Source organism: Microbacterium aoyamense, assembly GCF_023155855.1.
GTDB classification, from domain to species: Bacteria; Actinomycetota; Actinomycetes; order Actinomycetales; family Microbacteriaceae; genus Microbacterium; species Microbacterium aoyamense.
Genome location: NZ_JAKNUT010000007.1, coordinates 226,603 through 243,821, shown reverse-complemented (window position 1 = coordinate 243,821; position 17,219 = coordinate 226,603). Strand labels below are relative to the sequence as shown.

The following is a 17,219-nucleotide window of genomic DNA, read 5'->3' as shown; positions in this document are numbered from 1 at the left end:
CCAACAGCTCCAGGAACCGAACACGAGACGCAGAAGGGCGCCGCCCCCGATAGGGGCGACGCCCACCTTGATCCTGCATGGCAACTCCCGATCACTCAGGCGTTGCATCGACCCCTAGAACTCAAGTTCGGCGGGGGCCCTGAACGTTGCGCGAGACGTCCCGGCGGGAGCCGCGGCATCCGCACTCCCCCAGCTCAGCGGAAGTCCCGCGAACGATGCTGCACCCCCACCCTGAGGTCTTCGAACCGGTCGGCGAGCAGGTTCGTCACCCCTTCGACCGAGCGCTCGAGCACGCCGCGCACGATGAGCGCCGGCGCATCGCGCACGACCCGCCGGTACCTGTTCCACACTCCGACCGAGCAGATGACGTTGACGAGACCGTGCTCGTCTTCGAGGTTGATGAACGTGATGCCGGATGCCGTGGCCGGCCGCTGCCGGTGCGTCACGAGTCCGGCGACCTCGATGCGTCGCCCCGACTCATGCGTGCGGAGCCCGATCGAGGTGAGCACGCCCCGCGCATCGAGCCCGGACCGGTAGTGGGTCAGGGGATGATCGTCGGTCGAGACCCCCGTCGCCCAGAGGTCCGCGGCGAGCACGTCGTAGCTCGTCTGATCGGTGAACAGCGGCGGCTGCACCGACACGAGCGAATCGGGCAGGAACTCGATGCGATCCTGCGCCGCCGACCCCGCGAGCCAGATCGCCTCGCGCCGGGTGAGCCCGAGGCACTCGAAGGCCCCCGCCGTCGCGAGCGCCTCGAGCTGCGCGGCCGTGACGCCCGTGCGGCGCACGAGATCGCGGAGGTCACGGAAGTCACCCTCGGCATCGCGCGCGGCGACGATCCGCTCGGCGACCGGCGTGCCGATGCCCTTGACGGATGCCAGGCCCATCCGCACGGCGAAGGCGCCGTCGCGGCGATGGGCGGCGTCCTCGTTCGGTGCGGCGCGGTCGAAGAGGCCGACGGGAGGCTGGATGCGATGGGTGCAGGCATCCCTCCCGTCCTGTACGGCACCCTCGATGCCTTCGAGGACGGCCTCGACGCCCGAGAGGTGCAGATCGGGCCGACGAACCTCGACACCGTGATGACGGGCATCCGACACGAGGGTCGCGGGCGAGTAGAACCCCATCGGCTGCGCCCGCAGCAATCCCGCGAGGAACGCGCCGGGATAGTGCAGCTTGAGCCACGAGCTCGCGTACACGAGCAGTCCGAACGAGAGCGAATGCGACTCGGCGAAGCCGAAGTTCGCGAATGCCTGGATCTTGGCGTAGATCGCATCAGCCTCGTCGCCGACGAGCCCGTTCGAAGCCATGCCCTTGTAGAGCTTCTCTTTGAGCGAGTCGATGCGCTCGACTCCGCGCTTGGATCCCATCGCGCGGCGCAGGAGGTCGGCATCCTCCCCCGTCAATCCCCCCACCGCCATGCCCATCTGCATCAGCTGCTCCTGGAAGACGGGGATGCCGAGCGTGCGCTCGAGCACGGGCTTCAGCTTCTCGTGCGCGTACGTCACGGGTTCGAGCCCGAGCTTGCGTTTGACGAACGGATGCACCGCCCCGCCTTGGATCGGCCCTGGCCGGATGAGCGCGATCTCGATCACGAGGTCGTAGAACCTGCGCGGCTGCAGGCGCGGCAGCAGTCCCATCTGCGCGCGGGACTCGACCTGGAAGACGCCGATCGAATCCGCCCGGCACAGCATGTCGTAGACCCCCTTCTCCTCCTTCGGGATCGTCGCGAGCTCCCACGCCTCTCCCGTCGCACCGCGGATGAGATCGAAGCAGTACTGCAGGGCCGCCAGCATCCCGAGCCCCAGCAGGTCGAACTTGACGAGCCCCATCCACGCGGCGTCGTCCTTGTCCCACTGGATGACCGTGCGATCCTCCATGCGCGCGTGCTCGATGGGCACGACCTCGCCGACGGGCCGGTCGGTGAGCACCATGCCGCCGGAATGGATGCCGAGATGCCGCGGCGCCTTGAGCAGCTCGCCCGCGAACTCGAGCACGCGATCGGGGATGTCGTGCCCGGCGCTCGTCTCGAGCAGGGCGCCCCAGCCCTCGACCTGCTTCGACCAGGCGTCCTGCTGCCCCGGTGAGTGCCCGAGCGCCTTGGCCATGTCGCGGATCGCGTTCTTCGGACGGTACTGGATGACGTTCGCGACCTGCGCCGCGCGATCGCGTCCGTACTCGCGGTAGACCCACTGGATGATCTCTTCGCGCCGATCCGAGTCGAAGTCGACGTCGATGTCGGGCTCCTCCTCGCGCAGCGAAGACAGGAACCGCTCGAACGGCAGGTCGTAGGCGATCGCGTCGACCGCCGTGATGTCGAGCAGATAGCAGATGGCGCTGTTGGCCGCCGAGCCGCGCCCCTGGCACAGGATGCCGCGGCGCCGCGCCTCCTGCACGATTCCCCACACGATCAGGAAGTACCCGGGGAAGTCCTTCATCTCGATGACACCGAGCTCCTTCTCGATGCGGGCACGATCCTTCTCGTTCAGATCGGGATACTTGTGCTCCGCGGCCTCCCACACGAGCTGACGCAGATACGACATCGGCGTGTGGCCCTCGGGCACCTTCTGCTTCGGCAGGGCGGGCTTCGCGCGTCGCAGGGGGAAGGCGAGCTCGGCCGCGAGCGGGACGGTGCGGGCGACGGCATCCGGATGCCGCGCGAACCGCTCCGCCATCTCGGCCCCCGACCGCAGATGCGCACCCGCGTGCGCGGGCAGCCAGCCGTCGAGCTCGTCGAGCCCGCGATTCGCGCGGACCGCGGCGACCGCGGCAGCGAGCAGCTGACGCTGCGGCACGGCGTAATGGACGTTGTTCGTCGCGATGAGCGGGAGGCGCCGTTCGGCGGCGAGCCCTGCGAGCACGTCGTTGTGACGGGTATCGAGCGGATTGCCGTGGTCGATGAGCTCGACATGCACGGCATCCCTCCCGAACAGGTGCACGAGCCGGTCGAGCTCCTCCGCCGCGGCTGTCGGTCCGCCGTCTGCGAGAGCGCGCCGGACGGCGCCCTTGCGGCATCCCGTCAGGATCACGGCGTGATCGTCGAGCTGCGCGGCGAGCTCGTCGAGGTCGTACACCGGCCGCCCCTTCTCGGCCCCCTGCAGCTGGGCGTGCGTGATGGCGCCCGCCAGCCGGTGATAGCCCTCCTCCCCTCGTGCGAGCACGAGCAGGTGCGCGCCGACGGGGTCGGCCTCGCCGTTCTGGGGCCCCGGCAGCTCGAGCGACAGCTCGGCCCCGAAGACGGTCTGAAGGGCGAGGGTCTCGGATGCCTCGGCGAACCGCACGATGCCGTAGAACCCGTCGTGGTCGGTGATCGCCAGAGCGTCGAGACCCAGCCGCTCCGCCTCTTCGGCCAATTCTTCGGGCGAAGACGCCCCGTCGAGGAACGAGTACGACGAGTGCGCGTGCAGCTCGGCATACGGCACGGTCTCGACAGGACGCTCGATCTTCGGCGCGACGTACGGGCCCCGCTTGCGCGACCACGCCGGGCTGTCGCCGCCGTCGGCCCCGACCGGCGGACTCGCACCGGGGCGGCGGCGATCGCTGAGCACTCGCTCCATCTCGGACCACGGCACGGACGGATTGTTGAACCCCATCAGGCGTACCGCCTAGTCATAGCTGCCCTCGATCGTCCACGACCCCCGGTCGCACACGAGAAGCCAGGCGCCCCCGTCGTCGTCGACCACCTGGAACCGATGCGCGCGGCGAGCGCGTGCGGGATCCCATCCCCTCTCGACGACGGGCCACGGGCCCGCCCACACCTCGATCCGCCGCACGCGCCCGCCCTCGACGAGCACGGCCGGCACCGCCGTGACCGCGCCCCGGTCGTCGACCTCGACCGCGTACCCGCCGAGGGTCAGCACCTCGACCGTCGGCGGCTCGGCGAACACCGTCGTCGGCAGCGGATCGGGCAGGCTCCCCGGCCACGGCCGCGCGCGCTCCTTCGCGACGACGGCGCGATCGCCCCACGGCACGAGCACCTGCCGCTCGGTCAGCCATCTGCCGCCGCCGACCGCGGGCGTGACGACGGCGCGATGACCGAGCATCGCCTGCACGCGCGAGAGCGCGTGGTGCACCTTCTCTTCGGGCGCGGAGCCGAAGATCGCGGGGCGATGGTGGGATGCCGCATCCACCGCCTCGGGAGTGATCCGCACGAGCGTGACTCCGCTGCGCAGGCTCTCGGTGTCTTCGCCCAACTGCCAGCGCACGCGGTCGACGACCGCCGCCGCGTCGAACGAGGCGGGATGCAGCCACACCCGCTCGCTGCGCTCGCCCCGGTCGCCGACGAGCTCGACCCGCAGCTCGGTGCACACGAGATCGATCGCGCCGAGCCCCGCGATGAAGTCGTCGGCGACGACGCGCATGCCGAACGCGACCTGATCGGCGATCTCGAGCGGAGGCTCGAAGGCGACGTCGCGCTGCAGCTCGGGCGGAGGCGTGCGCGGCTGGACGGGTTGCGAATCGCGCCCGCCGGCGAGGGCATGCAGGCGGATGCCACGCCCCCCGAAACGCTCGCGCACGCGATCGGGAGGCATCGCGGCGAAGTCGCCGAGCGTCTGCACGCCGAGCCGGGCGAGGAGGCCCACGAGGTCGTCGCTCGCGGGGCGACGGCTCTCTGGGGCCCCGAGCGCTGCTTCTTCGAGCACCGCGACCGAGAGCGGCGCGAGGAATCCGGCCGCTCCCCCGGACGGCACGACGAAGACGGGATCGCTCCGCACGGCACCCGCTCTGGCCGCCTGCTCGGCCGTGAAGGGGCCGTCGGCGATCCCCGCACGAACGTCGCCGAACCCGATCTCGCGCAGCTCGGCGATCAGCATGCGCGCCGCTTCGCTCTCTCCGCCGTAGTAGCGGGCGGGTCCGCGTGCGCGCAGCGCGCAGAGCCCGGGGCGCACGAGCTGCACGCCCGGTGCCTTCTCTTCGATGTGCGCGATGACGGGTGCGAAGGCACGGTGATCCCGGGCGATGTCGGCGGGGATGATCCGCAGCCCCGGGCACCGCGACTGTGCGTCACGGCGGCGCTGCCCGCGCCGTACGCCCTCCGCCCGCGCCGCCGCCGAGCAGGCGACGACCGCGTTCCCCTCGACGACGGCGATCGGCAGGGCGGGATCGAGCGTCTGTACCTCAGGAGGGGGCGCAGGGGCGCGCACACGACCCCGTCGCGGCGGCTCGGACGCCGACGCGCGGGTGAGCGCCGTCACGGGCCAATCGGGGAACCACAGCACGAGACTGCGGACCGGAGCATCCATCACCGCACTCACCCCGCCCTCGACCACTCGACGCCGTGTTCCTCGACCGCAGGCTCTTCTCGGTGCTCGAACCGGGGCTCGATCCGGCTGAGGATCACCGGCGCCGTGTCGACCGCGCCCGAGGCATCCGGCAACAGCACACGCGTGCGCCGGGGAGTCGGCCACCGCCTGCTCGCGGAGGTGATGGTGATCCTGCGCTCCTGCAGATAGCCGTGCCCGCGGCCGATGCCCGTCCACGCCTGTTCGCCGAGTTCGAGCACCGCCTCGGTCTGCGGCCACGGACCCTGCACCAGCAGCACCGCTCCGCGGTCGCGCAGCCGCGCGGCGAGCCGCGCGACCTCGCCGTCGGGGGCTCGCCCGCTGGGACGGACGGCGACGACGGGGAGCACATCGGCGATCGTCGCGGTGACGGCGAGCCAGCGCGCGCCGGGATCGGGGATCAGCACGAGCCGAGACAGATCGACCCCCATCGCCTCGGCCGCTTCGGCGCCGAGCCGAGGCATCCCCACGACACCGCACCACGAGCCGTCTTGCGAGGCCTGCGCCATCAGGGCGAGCAGAAGCGACGTCGACCGCGGCAGCGAGTACGCCGCGCCGGGCTTGAGGCCACCGCCGGGCAGCAGATCGGCGAGGGGAGGGATGACAGGAAGAACGGGCGCGTCGAGTCGGCGGCCCTGCATACGATCGAGTTGTGCGCGCAGGCGCTGCACGTCATCGGCTTGAACCGGTGCGCGAGTAGCGGTCGCCAGCACGATGCCCCCCATCGATCTATCAGAACGTATGTTCTATTTCTGCGATGCTCCGACTGTACGCGGATCCGCAGACATTGCAAGATGTTCGAGCAATCTGTTGCAGATTCGAAGATAGATGCTATTCTGAACTCAGAAGTCGCGCAGTGCCCACATCGCGATCCCTCTTTCATCGGAGTCTCATGGGCACGCACATTTCGACACCCGGGTCATGGCCTGAGCTCGACGCGCTCGTCACCGAGATGGTCGAGACGCGCGCGGCGATCGCACGGTGCCAGGCTCGCGAATGGGAGTTGCTGTCCGCCGCCGTCGACCTGGCGGTCGCGCGCCGTCCGCATGCTCCCCGCAGCTCGGCCGACATCCCGATGCGTGAGATCTCGGCCGAGCTCGGCCTCGCCATGAGGGTCAGCGACCGCACGGTGCAGACCCGCATGGGCGACGCCGTCGCGCTCGAGACGAAGTTCCCTTCCGTCCTGTCCGCGTGGCGTGAGGGGCGGATGGATGCCGGTCACGTCAGCGCGATCCTCGACGCCGGCGCTGCGATCGAAGACGACGATGCTCGACGACGCTTCGAAGCCATGGTCATCGAGATCGCATCCGAGACCACTCCTGCGCTGTTGCGCGGCCACGCCAAGGCGATCGCGGCACAGCTCGATCCCGATGCCGCCGCCGAGCGCACTCGGCACGCGCAGGACGACCGAAGGGTGCGCGTGATCGATCTCGACGACGGCATGGCCCGCCTGCTCGCCGATCTTCCCGCCACCCTCGCCTACGCGATCGCCGACCGGCTGACTCAGATGGCGCGCACCGTGCAAGACGACGACCGTCAGGGTGAGGACGTCCGATCCGACGATGGATGCCACGGCACGAGCGCTCGCGCGGGCGGGAGCAACGCTTTCGGCCTCCCGGCCGGCGCTGGCCAGGCGCTCGACGAACAGAACGCAGACGCCGACCCCGCACATGCCTCGGAGGATCGCGTGTGCGACCAGGTCATGACTCGACCCGACGAGATCGCAGAGGTCCGCACGATCGACCAGCTGCGCGCCGACATCCTCGCCGATCTCCTCCTCGCCGGCGCTCCCGCCGCCCACGGCGACGGCGATGCCCTCGCGGCGATCACCGCTCACGTGCAGGTGACGGTGCCGGCGCTTTCGCTGGCAGGTGCCGACGATTCGCCCGCACTGCTCGCCGGCTACGGCCCTGTCGACCTCACGACAGCACGTCGGCTCTGCTCGAGAGCACCCGGGTGGGATCGCGTGATCACGCACCCGCTCACGGGGGCCGTGCTCGCCGTCGACCGCTACCGGCCGAACGCCGACATAAGACGCTTCCTCGCCGCACGCGACGAGCGCTGCCGCTTCCCCGGCTGCCGCCGACCCGCGCGACGCTGCGATTCAGACCACACGATCGATGCCGGTCTCGGGGGCGAGACATCCGTGTGCAATCTCGCGAACTTCTGCCGCCGGCATCACACCCTCAAGCACGCGACCGACTGGACCGTACGTCAGCTCGGCGACGGAGTCCTCGAATGGAGGAGCCCGACGGGCCGAACTTACCGAGATAGACCGCCATCGATGGTGCGATTCGTTTCATCGAGTCCCCCCGATCACGCACAGGCAACCCATGAGCACCCACCGTTCTGACGACGCACGGGCCTGCCGTCGCGCGGGCTCCCGGCAACCGAGATCAGTCGATGAGCGACGCGGTCGTCGCGATCGTCGCGAAGCCGCCGGCTTGCAGATCCAATGCGGTCGTCGCCATGAGCTCGTCCGCCGTGCGCGTCACGACACCCAGGCCGGCGACGTCCGTGGACAGGTCGAACGTGCGCGTGGCGTCGAGCGCGACCGTCACGTCGTAGCCGAGATTGCCCGCCATGCGCGCCGTAGTCTCGACGCACATGTTGGTCTGGATGCCGCAGATCACGAGCTCCGAGATCTCCTGCGACTTCAGCCACGCATGCAGATCGGGGTCGCCGTAGAACGCCGAGTTGACGTGCTTGCCCACCGTGAGCGCCGGTTCGATCGCGGCGACGACGTCGACGAGCGCGTTGCCGGGCTCGTCGGGGTTCAGGGGCGAGCCGGGCGAGGTCGAATCGTGGTGGACGACGACGATGGGTTCGCCCGTCCGCGTCCACTGCGCCGCGAGCGCCGCCACGTTCTCCTCGCACGCCGGATTGGTCGTCGGCCCCCAGAACGAGAGGTCGTCGAACGCGCGCTGCATGTCGATGACGAGAAGAGCTCGGGTCATGACCCCATCACATCATGCGCGACGGGGCTCGGCGCGCGCGGCGAGTGCCGTCTCGGGACGCAATTCTGCCGATCCGGTCCCGCGAGTGCGGCGACCGCGCACTCGAGAGCTCGGACCCGGGGCTCGAGACCGGCGTCCGGCGCGGGGGCAGAGAGCCGAGCACCACCCCGACCAGCACGAGCACGAGCCCGACCGCCTGCGAGAAGCCGAACCCCTCGCCGGCCACGATCACCCCGAGCACGACGCCCGTCACGGGGTTGAGCAGACCGACGATTCCGACCACCCCGGGGGACAGATGCCGCAGGCCCGCGAACCACGCGACGTAGGCGACCGCCGTAGCGACGAGCGTGACATACGCGAACCCGAGGCCCGACTCGAGCGTGAGCGCGGGCGGAGCACCTTCGACGAGCAGCGCGGCGGGAACAAGGACGAGGGATCCGCCGACGAGCTGCCACGAGGTCATCGTGAGTGCCGGGATGTCCGAGCCCCAGCGCACCGTGAGGACGAAGCCGATCGACGACGACACCATCGCGCCGAGCGACGCGGCGACTCCCACCGGGTCGGCACCGGAGCCGTCGAAACCGAGCATGACGCCGACCCCGACGAGTCCGACGCTCGCACCGACGACGGCGGCCAGCCGAGGGCGACGGTGCAGCAGCAGCCACGCGAAGAGGAGCATGCACGCGGCGGACGTCGACATCAGGGTGGATGCAAGACCCGACGGCAGGCGCTGACCGGCGACGTAGATCAAGACGAAGAAACCGCCCACGTTCAAGATGCCGAGCACGAGCGAGCGCCACCACCACGACCCCGTCGGCAGCCGACGGGCCAGGAGCAGCACGAGGAGTCCGGCCGGCAGCGCACGCAGCACCCCGCCCCACAGGGGATAGTCCGCAGGCAGCAGGTTGCGGGTCACGACGTACGTGCTCCCCCACGCAATGGGAGCGATCGCGGTGATCGCGATCCAACCGAATCGATTACCTTCCATGGAAGATATATTAGCTTGCCAGGAAGATAAACTGTCGCCATGGACCGCATCACCGAGATCCAGGCCGAGTGGCGCCGCGAGAGGCCCGATCTCGACCCCTCACCGCAGGGGGTGATCGGTCGCCTGCACCGCGTCGCGCTGCTCCTGACCGAACGCCTCGTCGAGGTGTACGCCCAGTACGGGCTCAGCGAGGGCGAGTTCGACGTACTCGCCGCACTTCGGCGGACGGGCGAGCCCTACGAGCGTGCGGCGGGCGAGCTCGCCGACCACACCCTCGTGACGACGGGAGGTCTCACCAAACGCGTGGACCGGCTCGTGGCGCGCGGCCTCGTCGAGCGGCGGGCCGAGGCATCCGACGCCCGTCGACGCATCGTGCGTCTCACGCCCGAAGGACAAGACCTGATCGACCGAGCGTTCGCGGCACACCTCGCGAACGAACATCGTCTCCTCGACGAGCTCGGCGGTCGCGAATCAGCCGCGATCGAGCCGATCCTCACTCGGTGGCTGTCACTGCTCGAGGAGCAGTGAACTCAGGCGGCGAGCGCCAGGTACGGCTCCCACCGCGGGTCGGTGCGGTCCGCGCCGCGGACCGTCCACTGGCCGCCGCGCGGCGCGTTCGGCACGAGACGGAGATCCCAGCGCATCTCCTCCGGAGTGCGATCGCCCTTGAGGTTGTTGCAGCGCAGGCAGCACGCGACGAGGTTCTCCCACGAGTCCGCACCCCCGCGCGAGCGGGGCAGGATGTGGTCGATCGTCGACGCCGACTTGCCGCAGTATCCGCAGCGGTGGGCATCGCGACGCAGCACGCCGCGTCTGGTGACGGGGATGCGGCGGCCTCCCGGCACTCGCACGTATCTCGTCAGCAGGATCACGGCGGGTCTGTCGTACGATCCGCGGGCTCCCCAGACGGGCTCGCCTTCGACGAGCTCGATCACCGTGGCCTTCTCGTTCATCACGAGCACGAGCGCTCGCTTGAACGACACGACGGCCAGCGGCTCATACCCCGCATTCAGCACCAGAGTGCGCATTCCTCATCCTCTCGAACGGCCGGGACGGCTTCTCGGTTGTTCGTTCTCGACGGGATCGAGCAGTTTCGGGGCATGAAAAAAGCGCCGTCTGATCACAGACAGCGCTTCGGCGCCACGGAAGAACCGTGGCATCCGCTCGTGCAATGCCGCAGGACATGACGTCCCAGCGCATCCATGGTTCGGATGCGTGGAGTGTTGCCAGTTCTGCCCACGGCTTCCCTCCGCTTCCTCTCAAGCGTCGGGATCAGGCTAACGCACGCTCACCGGACCGAGGGACGCGGGCGGGTAAACGCCGGATGGCGTGTCGGGGAAGCGATCAGCCGGCGTTGGCCTGCAGCCACGCCCACGGATCGGCGACGGTCCCGTTGATGTGGACCTCGAAGTGGAGGTGGTTGGCGGACGAGCTGCCGGTGCTGCCGACGAGGCCGATGAGCTGTCCGGCCTCGACCGTCTGGCCCGAGACGACCTGTCGGCTGCCGTACGTCATGTGCCCGTAGAGCGTCGAGACGCGCTGGCCGCCGATCACGTGCTCGATCGTCACGGCGACGCCGTAGCCGCCGAAGCTCTCCTGCGACGTCTTGACGACTCCGGCAGCGGTCGCGTAGATCGGCGTGCCGGCGGGCGCGAGCAGGTCGACGCCCTGGTGGTAGCCCGAGTCCCAGAGCCCGCGGCCCTTGGTGAAGTTGAGGATCGGCCAGCGCACCTCGCCGGTGCCCGGCGAGACGAGGTTGATGTTGACGAGCGCACCGGCGACGCTCGCGCTCTGGCGGGCGCGGGCGGCGGCGGCTTCTGCCGCCTTCTTGGTCGCGATCTCGGCCTCGGTCGTGGCCGCGTACCCTTCGCGGGTGAGTTCGGTCGACACGGCATCCGACGCGATCACCATGGACTGCGAGTCGTCGGCCGAGAACTGCTGGATCGTCTGCGCCGCTTCGACATCGGTGCTGCGCGACGCGGCGTAGGCCGGAAGTGCGACGGTGACGACGAGTCCGCCGACGACGCTCAGGATCACGAGGCTCTTCAGCGGCTTGCGGATCGAGGTCTTCGGTCGCGGCGCCTTGACGGGACGAGCGGCGACCGCAGCGGCACGCTTCGCGGCGGGGCGGTTGCGTACGCGTCGAGCGGGAGCGGTCTCTCCCTGCGGCTGTACCGCAGTGGGATCGTTCTCTTCAGCCAAGCTGTCCTCCGGCGCCTCTGCGCCGGGGCGCTGGCTCGTCAGCACTCAGTGTTCGGGGCACGATGTGCGGGTTTCACCACGTGGACGACGAGCCGGTGAGGCAATACCGCGTGGAGTCCGTCGGCGGGCTTCTCGCCTGTGGACTTTTCGAGGCTACCGGACGGTAACGAATCTGTCACGTTCAGGGCCTGGCAAAGCCCTGGACATCGGGAGTTCAGACGCGGTCGTCGACGAGGAAGATGTGCGATGCGACCTCGACGGGGAGCTCGAGACCCTCGTCGTTGCCGTCCATCTGGACGAGCACGTACCCCTCGCTGTAGCGGTAGTCCCCCGACGCCCCGGGCATCACACCGGCCGACTTCAGCTGCTGGAGCAGCTCGGGGTCGACCTGCGCGGGCTCCGCGAGCCGACGAACGGTGCCCGTGATGGGCTCTCCCGCCTCGTTCAGGCGACGCACGAGACCCACCACGCCCTGCTCGAACTCGATCGCCGGCACGTCGCCCAGCTGATCGAGTCCGGGAATCGGGTTGCCGTACGGGGACTCGGTGGGATGCCCGAGCAGCTCGATCAGGCGACGCTCGACCTGTTCGCTCATGACGTGCTCCCACCGGCACGCCTCTTCGTGCACGTAGGCCCAATCCAGACCGATGACGTCCGAGAGCAGGCGCTCGGCCAGCCGATGCTTGCGCATGACATCGACGGCCTTCTGGCGCCCCGCCTCGGTGAGCTCGAGTGTGCGGTCCTCAGAGACGACGACCAGGCCATCGCGCTCCATGCGCGCGACGGTCTGCGACACGGTCGGGCCGGAGTGGCCGAGCCGCTCTGAGATGCGCGCACGCAACGGCTGGATGTTCTCCTCCTCGAGCTCGAGGATCGTGCGCAGGTACATCTCGGTGGTGTCGATGAGATCTGTCATGCGGGGTCCTCGCGGAAGAAGAAGCAGGTAAGGACAGCCTATCCCGGGCACGACGACACACGGCGCAGTCCGGCGCGCGGCATCCCTAGAATCGAGCAATGGCCCACGTCACACTGCCCCGAGAGATCCTTCCTTCCGACGGACGCTTCGGGTGCGGCCCGTCGAAGGTGCGCGCCGAGCAGCTCGACGCGCTCGACGGTCCGGGTCGAGCCCTGCTGGGCACCTCGCACCGCCAGGCGCCCGTGAAGTCTCTCGTCGGTCAGGTGCGCATCCAGCTCGCCGATCTCTTCCGCGCGCCGAACGGCTACGAGGTCATCCTCGGCAACGGCGGATCGACGGCGTTCTGGGATGCCGCGGCCTTCGGTCTCATCGAGAAGCGCAGTCAGCACCTCGTGTTCGGCGAGTTCGGCTCGAAGTTCGCCGCCGCCGCGAAGACTCCGTGGCTCGAGGCGCCGGACGTGCGCGACGTCGCCGCCGGCACGAGCACGCGGCCCGAGATCGTCGAGGGTGTCGACGTCTACGCGTGGCCGCACAACGAGACCTCGACGGGCGTCACGGCACCCGTCGAACGGGTCGAGTCAGACGGCGCGCTCACGGTCATCGACGCGACGAGCGCCGCGGGCGGCATCAACTTCCGTGCGAGCGAAGCGGACGTCTACTACTTCGCACCGCAGAAGAACCTCGGCTCGGACGGCGGACTGTGGTTCGCCCTGGTCTCGCCCGCCGCCATCGAGCGGATCGAGCGGATCGCGGCATCCGGTCGCTACATCCCCGAGTTCCTGAGCCTCAAGAACGCGCTCGACAACTCCCGGCTCAACCAGACGCTCAACACGCCCGCCTTGACGACGCTGTTCCTGCTCGACAAGCAGCTCGAGTGGATCACGGCGAACGGCGGACTGCAGTGGGCCGATGCGCGCACCCGCGAGTCGTCGCGAGCGCTGTACGAGTGGGCCGAGGCATCCCCCATCGCCACTCCCTTCGTCGCCGACCCCGCGGACCGCTCCCCCGTCGTCGTCACGGTCGATTTCGACGACTCCGTCGATGCGGCGGCGGTCGCCGCGAGCCTGCGCGCGAACGGCATCGTCGACACCGAGCCGTACCGCAAGCTCGGCCGGAACCAGCTGCGGGTCGCGACCTTCGTCTCGATCGAGCCCGACGACGTGCGGCAGCTCATCCGCTGCATCGACTACACCGTCGAACGCCTGTAATCTCAGGCGGCGGAGGAATCATGGCAGGCAAGCCGCAAGCGCGCACGCTCGCGCGTCGCGAAGAGGTGCTGCGCGCCGCGATGAGCGTCTTCGGTCAGCGCGGCTACAACAAGGGCGCGCTCGTCGAAGTCGCCGAGCGAGCGGGCATGACGCACGCCGGCGTGCTGCACCACTTCGGCAGCAAAGAGGCTCTGCTCGTCGCCGTGCTGAAGTACCGCGACGGCGAAGAGGCCGCCGGCGTGCCCGGGCGCGCGCAGACCGAGGGACCCGCCTTCCTCGGCCACCTGCTGGACACGGTCACCGAGAACACCGACCGCCCCGGCGTCGTGCAGACCTACACCGTGCTGTCGGCCGAATCGGCCACCGACGGGCATCCCGCGCAGGAGTACTTCCGCGGGCGGTTCGCCGGATTGCGCACGAAGATCGCCGGAGTCCTCGCCGAGGTCACGGGGCGCGACGCCGACGATCAAGAGGTGAAGGACGACGCGGCCGCCCTCATCGCGCTCATGGACGGCCTGCAGGTGCAGTGGCTGCTGGATCCGGATGCCGTCGACATGCCGCGCATCGTCGAGAAGGTCATGGACGAACTCGTCGATCGCCTGACGACCCGCGCGGAGGCGCCGTCGTTCCCGCGGGCGACGGACTGAGCGGACTACTCCTCTTCTTCGGGAGCATCCTCGTCGGTCTCGTCCTCGTCGGTCTCGTCCTCATCGGAGAGCTCGTCGATGTCGACGCCGTCGACGTCGCCCGCGTGGAGGATCGACGAGCCGTCGGCGTCGAAGTCCGCGGCATCCAGATCGTCGATGTCTTCGTCGTCGTCATCATCGTCGGAGCCGTCGTCGGAGTCGTCGATGTCGGCGTCCTCATCGTCGGCGAGCTCTGCGAGCGCCGCCTGCGCAGCGTGGTACTCGGCGAGCCGCTCGGCCCAGGGAACCCACTCCGGCGCGACGAGCGCACCGCTGCCGGGCAGCAGTTCGAGCTCGAGCACCGTCGGCTCCTCGCCCTCGACGCGCGCGACGCTCACCGTCCAGAACCACCCGGGGTACCCCGCGAGGCGGTTCTCGAACCGCAGCGACACGACGCCGTCCGATTCGAGCCGGTACTCCGCGGGCGGGCCGACCGTCGAGGCGGGCGTGATCTCGTGAAGCGCGGCGAGCGCCAGATCATGGGCGCCCGTCAGGCTGGGATCGGGCTCAGGCTTCGAGGTCATCGGCGACCTTGCGCAGGACGGCCGCGACCTTCTTCGCGTCGCCGCCGCGCGGGTAGTGGCCGCGACGTAGGTCGCCACCGATGCCGTCGAGCAGCGTCACGAGGTCTTCGACGATGATCGCCATGTCGTCGGCGGGCTTGCGCGAACGCTTCGACAGGCTCACCGGCGCTTCGAGAACGCGCACCGACAGAGCCTGGAGACCGCGCTTGCCGTCGGCGACGCCGAACTCGAGGCGCGTGCCCTGCTTGGGTGCGGGCGTGCCCGCGGGCAGGGCCGTGGCGTGCAGGAAGACGTCCTGGCCGTCATCGGTGGTGATGAAGCCGAACCCCTTCTCCTCGTCGTAGAACCTGACCTTGCCGGTGGGCATTGCGAACCTCGCTGTCGTGACTGCGCCGCGCTGGCGGCATGACGGATGCGGGGCGAACCCCTCCGACAAGCCTAGGGCAACAGGCGGCGGGGGTAGGCTAGGGCGGATGAGCACGCGCACTCCTGGCGACGATGTCGCGATCAGCCGACTCGACCGAATCCTGTCGTTCATTTCGCTCGGGATGATCGTGCTGTCGATCGTCTGCTTCTTCGCGATCATGATCGCCCGGCCCGCCGGCGTCGAGGACTTCACGCAGGGCATCTGGCCGCTCGTGACGATTCTTCCGCTCCTGGCGCTGCCGCTCGCGTTCGTGCTGATTCTCGTGGTGCTCATCCGCGCCTTCATCCGTCGCGGCCGGGCGAACCGCGGGGGCTGAGTGATCTCGGGCGAGCGCGCGCTCGCGACATCGCTGTCGGAACTCGACGATGTCGCCCTGACCGCCACGCTCGAAGCCCGCGGAGTCTCGCCCACGATCGCGTGGCGCGACTTCTTCGACGCCGCCGCGGGGCTGCTGGATGCCGCATCCCTCGATCGGGTCCTCACACGCCTTCCGCGAGCGACGTTGATCGCGGTGACGGATGCCGCGGCATCCACCGTTCCCCCCACCCTCGCCCTGCTCGATGCGGCCGGACGCCCCTACGACGCCGTCGCGGCACGCGTATCCGCGCTCCGCACCGAACGCCCCGACGCGTTCGAGATGCCGGCAGCTCCGCCGCCCCGCTCCGTCGGCGGCGAGGCGGCCGCCGCAGAGCGCGCCTTCACGTCGTCCGGCGCCCTCGCCGACGTGCTGCTGGCCTGCCTGCACTCCCCGATCCAGCGGACGGGCGCAGGTGCGGTCAGCGCCGCTGATCGACGCCGACTCACCGAGGCGGGGGCCGTTTCGACGCCCGAAGAGCTCGAGGACCTCATGGCGTCGGCGGCCGCCGCGGGGCTCGCCGCCCCGGCGGCACGCGAGTGGGTCGTCACCGCAGCCGGCGAGCAGTGGATGGAGGCGCCGACGCTCGAACGGTGGCGCACGATCGTCGACGGCTTCCTGCGCGCCGTGCCCCAGGGCCTGCGCACCCCCGACGGCGGCATCGCCGACCCGGGCACGTGGCAGAGCGCGTATCCGCTCGATCCCGAGTGGCCCGAGCGCGCCTCCCGCATCGTGCGCACGGCGGTGCGCTGGGGACTCCTCGGCGAAGACGCCACCGAGCCGTCCTGGACGGCGCGGATCCGCCGTGGCGAGTCGCTCGACACGTCCGCGCTCGCGGAGCATCTGCCCGCCGAGATCGATCGCGTGTACCTGCAGGCCGACCTCACCGCGATCGCGCCGGGTCCGCTCGCGCCCGCGCTCGAACTGCGCCTGCGCGCGATCGCCCACCGCGAGTCCCGCGCGCAGGCCTCGACGTACCGGTTCACGACCGAATCCCTGGGATCGGGACTCACCGAGGGCGAGACGGCCGACTCCATCCGCGCCTTCCTCTCGGCGCTGTCGCTCACCGGCATCCCGCAGCCTCTCGACTACCTGATCGAGAGCACGGCGGCCCGCCACGGGCTCGTCCGCGTCGGTGTCGACCCGACCGCGGGGCGCACGCGCGTCGTCGCGGCCGAGCCGGGGATCCTCGACGCGATCACCGTCGATCAGGCGCTGCGCCCTCTCGGACTCGTCCGTGACGGCGACGACCTCGTCTCGCGCGCAGGGCGCGACGCCGTCTACTGGTCGCTCGTCGACGCGCGCTACCCCGTCGTCGCGCTCGACGCCTCGGGCGCCCCCGAGTCCCTCCACCGACGCACGAGCCGTCACGCCGTCGAGGCGGAGCGGAGCCCGAAGGAGCGGTACGCGGGGCTCGTCGCGACGTTGCGCGCGAGTCTCGGGGCGGACGGGGATGCCGCATGGCTGGGCCGCGAGCTCGACCAGGCCGTCCGCGCTCGGGCCGAGATCGTCGTCGTGGTGCGCATGCCGGATGGCACGGAGCGTCCGTTCACCCTCGAAGCGTCCGGCCTCGGCGGCGGACGCCTGCGCGGCCGCGACCGCGCCGCCGACATCGAGCGCACGCTGCCTGTGGCGAGCATCCTGAGCGTCCGCCCCGCCTGAGCTCAACTAGACTGG

General features: G+C 70.1%; 16 protein-coding genes. 6 read left to right on the top strand and 10 right to left on the bottom strand.

All coding sequences use genetic code 11. The features are described from left to right. Positions 1 to 194: 194 nt before the first annotated feature. The 3 genes from MA876_RS17365 to imuA' are packed head-to-tail and all read right to left on the bottom strand — an operon-like array spanning position 195 to position 6,004. Positions 195 to 3,590 (bottom strand): error-prone DNA polymerase, encoded by a 3,396-nt coding sequence (locus MA876_RS17365; RefSeq protein WP_248152515.1) that lies wholly within the window; start codon positions 3,588 to 3,590, stop codon positions 195 to 197. A gap of 12 nt (positions 3,591 to 3,602) precedes the next feature. After that, the gene (locus MA876_RS17360; RefSeq protein WP_248152513.1) at positions 3,603 to 5,240 is read right to left on the bottom strand and encodes a DNA polymerase Y family protein; all 1,638 of its coding nucleotides are present in this window, start codon (positions 5,238 to 5,240) and stop codon (positions 3,603 to 3,605) included. Positions 5,241 to 5,248: 8 nt separating this feature from the next. Continuing rightward, on the bottom strand, positions 5,249 to 6,004 hold the full coding sequence (imuA', locus tag MA876_RS17355; protein WP_248152511.1) for a DnaE2-dependent mutagenesis accessory factor ImuA': 756 nt from the start codon (positions 6,002 to 6,004) through the stop codon (positions 5,249 to 5,251). Between the two features lie 167 nt (positions 6,005 to 6,171). Here imuA' and MA876_RS17350 point away from each other — a divergent pair, with 167 nt between their 5' ends. Next, on the top strand, positions 6,172 to 7,632 hold the full coding sequence (locus MA876_RS17350; protein WP_248152510.1) for an HNH endonuclease signature motif containing protein: 1,461 nt from the start codon (positions 6,172 to 6,174) through the stop codon (positions 7,630 to 7,632). A 43-nt stretch (positions 7,633 to 7,675) separates the two neighbouring features. Here the strand turns inward: MA876_RS17350 and MA876_RS17345 are convergent, their stop codons facing one another. After that, a complete protein-coding gene (locus MA876_RS17345; protein WP_248152508.1) occupies positions 7,676 to 8,236 on the bottom strand; it encodes a cysteine hydrolase family protein in 561 nt (186 codons plus the stop codon). Between the two features lie 7 nt (positions 8,237 to 8,243). Beyond that, complete coding sequence (locus tag MA876_RS17340; RefSeq protein ID WP_248152507.1) at positions 8,244 to 9,224, bottom strand: DMT family transporter; 981 nt, start codon at positions 9,222 to 9,224, stop codon at positions 8,244 to 8,246. A 39-nt stretch (positions 9,225 to 9,263) separates the two neighbouring features. Here MA876_RS17340 and MA876_RS17335 point away from each other — a divergent pair, with 39 nt between their 5' ends. Continuing rightward, on the top strand, positions 9,264 to 9,752 hold the full coding sequence (locus tag MA876_RS17335) for a MarR family winged helix-turn-helix transcriptional regulator (protein ID WP_248152503.1): 489 nt from the start codon (positions 9,264 to 9,266) through the stop codon (positions 9,750 to 9,752). A 2-nt stretch (positions 9,753 to 9,754) separates the two neighbouring features. On the opposite strand, the gene MA876_RS17330 is transcribed toward MA876_RS17335, so the two are convergent. The 3 genes from MA876_RS17330 to MA876_RS17320 form a co-directional block, all read right to left on the bottom strand. Continuing rightward, complete coding sequence (locus MA876_RS17330; RefSeq protein WP_248152497.1) at positions 9,755 to 10,252, bottom strand: HNH endonuclease; 498 nt, start codon at positions 10,250 to 10,252, stop codon at positions 9,755 to 9,757. Between the two features lie 316 nt (positions 10,253 to 10,568). Further along, entirely contained in the window at positions 10,569 to 11,426 is an 858-nt protein-coding gene (locus MA876_RS17325; protein WP_248152496.1) for a M23 family metallopeptidase, read from the bottom strand. A gap of 214 nt (positions 11,427 to 11,640) precedes the next feature. Next, positions 11,641 to 12,342: an iron-dependent transcriptional repressor DtxR gene (locus MA876_RS17320; RefSeq protein ID WP_248152493.1), complete on the bottom strand. Its 702-nt coding sequence runs from the start codon at positions 12,340 to 12,342 to the stop codon at positions 11,641 to 11,643. Positions 12,343 to 12,440: 98 nt separating this feature from the next. On the opposite strand from MA876_RS17320, the gene serC reads away from it, so the two are divergent. Together serC and MA876_RS17310 are read left to right on the top strand one after the other, a co-directional pair. Next, positions 12,441 to 13,550, top strand: a complete 1,110-nt coding sequence (serC, locus tag MA876_RS17315; protein ID WP_248152491.1) for a phosphoserine transaminase — start codon at positions 12,441 to 12,443, stop codon at positions 13,548 to 13,550. A gap of 20 nt (positions 13,551 to 13,570) precedes the next feature. Then, on the top strand, positions 13,571 to 14,197 hold the full coding sequence (locus MA876_RS17310) for a TetR/AcrR family transcriptional regulator (protein ID WP_248152490.1): 627 nt from the start codon (positions 13,571 to 13,573) through the stop codon (positions 14,195 to 14,197). Between the two features lie 5 nt (positions 14,198 to 14,202). Here the strand turns inward: MA876_RS17310 and MA876_RS17305 are convergent, their stop codons facing one another. After that, positions 14,203 to 14,760 carry a DUF3027 domain-containing protein gene (locus MA876_RS17305; RefSeq protein ID WP_248152488.1) on the bottom strand — a complete coding sequence of 186 codons (558 nt, stop codon included), beginning with the start codon at positions 14,758 to 14,760 and terminating at the stop codon, positions 14,203 to 14,205. After that, positions 14,744 to 15,127 carry a cold-shock protein gene (locus MA876_RS17300; RefSeq protein WP_248152486.1) on the bottom strand — a complete coding sequence of 128 codons (384 nt, stop codon included), beginning with the start codon at positions 15,125 to 15,127 and terminating at the stop codon, positions 14,744 to 14,746. The genes MA876_RS17305 and MA876_RS17300 overlap by 17 nt, the downstream gene beginning before the upstream one ends. 106 nt (positions 15,128 to 15,233) lie before the next feature. On the opposite strand from MA876_RS17300, the gene MA876_RS17295 reads away from it, so the two are divergent. Together MA876_RS17295 and MA876_RS17290 are read left to right on the top strand one after the other, a co-directional pair. Then, positions 15,234 to 15,503, top strand: coding sequence for a multidrug ABC transporter ATPase (locus MA876_RS17295; RefSeq protein ID WP_248152484.1), 270 nt, complete (start codon positions 15,234 to 15,236; stop codon positions 15,501 to 15,503). Then, complete coding sequence (locus MA876_RS17290) at positions 15,504 to 17,204, top strand: helicase-associated domain-containing protein (RefSeq protein ID WP_248152483.1); 1,701 nt, start codon at positions 15,504 to 15,506, stop codon at positions 17,202 to 17,204. It begins immediately after the preceding gene. Positions 17,205 to 17,219: the final 15 nt, after the last annotated feature.